Below are 2803 nucleotides of genomic sequence, written 5' to 3' on the forward strand. Positions count from 1 at the left end.
GTTGGGCACTCTAAGGGGACTGCCGGTGATAAGCCGAGAGGAAGGTGGGGATGACGTCAAGTCCTCATGGCCCTTACGGGCTGGGCTACACACGTGCTACAATGGTGGTGACAGTGGGCAGCGAGACCGCGAGGTCGAGCTAATCTCCAAAAGCCATCTCAGTTCGGATTGCACTCTGCAACTCGAGTGCATGAAGTTGGAATCGCTAGTAATCGCGGATCAGCATGCCGCGGTGAATACGTTCCCGGGCCTTGTACACACCGCCCGTCACACCATGGGAGTTGGTTTTACCCGAAGGTAGTGCGCTAACCCGCAAGGGAGGCAGCTAACCACGGTAGGGTCAGCGACTGGGGTGAAGTCGTAACAAGGTAGCCGTAGGGGAACCTGCGGCTGGATCACCTCCTTTCTAAGGAAGCTGTGGAATTGGTAAGACGCCTGACCAGATCAGGATGAACCTTCCCGTGCTTTTTAGAACATAGATCGGACCAGTCAGGTCACGATCGAAAACGTAATACGCCGTGGAGATCTTAAGGATCCGGACGGTATGGCGCAGATCGCCGTCCACGTTTCTCTTTCTTCAAAAGGATATGAACCTTTGGTTTGCGCTTCTTTTGCGCTCACGGGCTGTTCGCACCTTTGGTGCTGCCCTGCGCGAGGCGCGCCGGACGACCGGCGACGGACTATCGTCCTGTATGGCGATCGATTGGGCCTTGTGGCTTTTTTGGTTGCTTGAAGCCCAGGAATGGGCCCGTAGCTCAGTCGGTTAGAGCACACGCTTGATAAGCGTGGGGTCGGTAGTTCGAGTCTACCCGGGCCCACCATTTGGTTTGACTGTTCCCTTGACCCTGGCAGTGATGTCGGGTGTTGCGATGGTTGGGGCTGTAGCTCAGCTGGGAGAGCACCTGCTTTGCAAGCAGGGGGTCAGCGGTTCGATCCCGCTCAGCTCCACCAATCTCAATTTGGTGTCGAGAGGGCGGAGATATCCTTTGAAGAAATAAAAGTTTGCATCACTCGAATGAGTGCTGCCTGTTCTGCATACATTGTGAAGAGAAGATTGATCTGGAGGCTTCCAGGTGTGGGATTTATCCCATGTCCGAGCCCGATCCTGATGAACCTTGTGATGGCCTAGCCGGCCGGATCTTGGGGAAGGGTCGGAGGTAGGTAGGAAGCTTGTCGCTCTGGATCGTTCGTTGTTCGTGGCCTTCGGGCCTCGTCTGATGAATGATCGGATTACCGTTGCCTGACCGCGCGGTACCGGATTTAATCTCGAGAAGCTGGTCTTAAAGATCTGGCACAAGTGAGCTGCTCGGCGTAGCTCCAATAAAGTGACCGGATCGAACACGTCGATGGCATCTGAATGGTCTGGTTGTAAAAGGTAGCCGGACTGGTGAGATGATAGGATTTAGGCAGTAGGCAGTAGGTTTTAGGATCTATTGGCTAATGCCTATTGGCTATTGTCTTTCCTATAGATGAGCATTGGCAATGAGAACGATTAAGTGTCGTAAGGGCATTTGGTGGATGCCTTGGCATGCACAGGCGAAGAAGGACGTGATACGCTGCGAAAAGCCGTGGGGAGCTGCGAATAAGCTTTGATCCATGGATATCCGAATGGGGAAACCCACCTTAAATGCTTGGAAAATCATTTTGGTTGTTGGCTTTTTGAGCCAACGGTACGGCGAACGATCGCCGACGGACTATCGTCCTGTATGGGAGTTTCCCTTACAGCGCGGTAGCGCGTCGCCGCTCGTGCGGCGTTCTTCAAAACCAAAATGGTTTCCAAGCATTGTGATAAGGTATCTAACCTTCGAATACATAGGGGTTAGAAGCGAACGCAGGGAACTGAAACATCTAAGTACCTGCAGGAAAGGACATCAACCGAGACTCCGCAAGTAGTGGCGAGCGAACGCGGACCAGGCCAGTGGCAATGAGGAATAAAGCTGAACAGGTTGGAAAGCCTGGCTATAGTGGGTGATAGCCCCGTAAGCGTAGAACACTCATTGTCCTTGAGTAAGGCGGGACACGTGAAATCCTGTCTGAACATGGGGAGACCACTCTCCAAGCCTAAGTACTCGTGCATGACCGATAGCGAACAAGTACCGTGAGGGAAAGGTGAAAAGCACCCCGACAAGGGGAGTGAAATAGAACCTGAAACCGGATGCCTACAAGCAGTCGGAGGGCGCAAGCCTGACGGCGTACCTTTTGTATAATGGGTCAACGACTTAGTGTAACTAGCAAGCTTAAGCCGGTAGGTGTAGGCGCAGCGAAAGCGAGTCTGAATAGCGCGTTCAGTTAGTTGCATTAGACCCGAAACCGAGTGATCTAGCCATGAGCAGGCTGAAGGTTGGGTAACACCAACTGGAGGGCCGAACCCATATCTGTTGCAATAGATCGGGATGACTTGTGGCTAGGGGTGAAAGGCCAATCAAACTCGGAGATAGCTGGTTCTCCGCGAAATCTATTTAGGTAGAGCGTCGACCGAATACCCCAGGGGGTAGAGCACTGGATGGGCTATGGGGACTCACCGTCTTACTGATCCTAACCAAACTCCGAATACCTGGGAGTACTAGTCGGCAGACACACGGCGGGTGCTAACGTCCGTCGTGAAGAGGGCAACAACCCTGACCTCCAGCTAAGGTCCCCAAGTCATGGCTAAGTGGGAAAGGATGTGAGGATCCCAAAACAACCAGGATGTTGGCTTAGAAGCAGCCATCATTTAAAGAAAGCGTAACAGCTCACTGGTCTAAATAAGGGTCTTTGCGCCGAAAATGTAACGGGGCTAAAGCCATGCACCGAAGCTGAGGAT

Annotated in this window: 2 tRNA genes and 2 rRNA genes; all 4 read left to right on the forward strand. The window is 52.9% G+C overall.

Features of this window, described 5'->3' with window-relative positions:
• Nucleotides 1-406 (forward strand): 16S ribosomal RNA (locus AACV78_RS02855); the annotation flags it as partial.
• 338 nt (nt 407-744) lie between these two features.
• Nucleotides 745-821: transfer RNA gene (locus AACV78_RS02860), tRNA-Ile, on the forward strand.
• Between the two features lie 54 nt (nt 822-875).
• Nucleotides 876-951 (forward strand) — tRNA-Ala (locus AACV78_RS02865).
• A gap of 539 nt (nt 952-1490) precedes the next feature.
• A 23S ribosomal RNA gene (locus tag AACV78_RS02870) occupies nt 1491-2803 on the forward strand; the annotation flags it as partial.

The sequence above is a fragment of the Tychonema sp. LEGE 07196 genome (genome assembly GCF_963890365.1).
In the GTDB taxonomy this organism is placed as follows: Bacteria; Cyanobacteriota; Cyanobacteriia; order Cyanobacteriales; family Microcoleaceae; genus Microcoleus.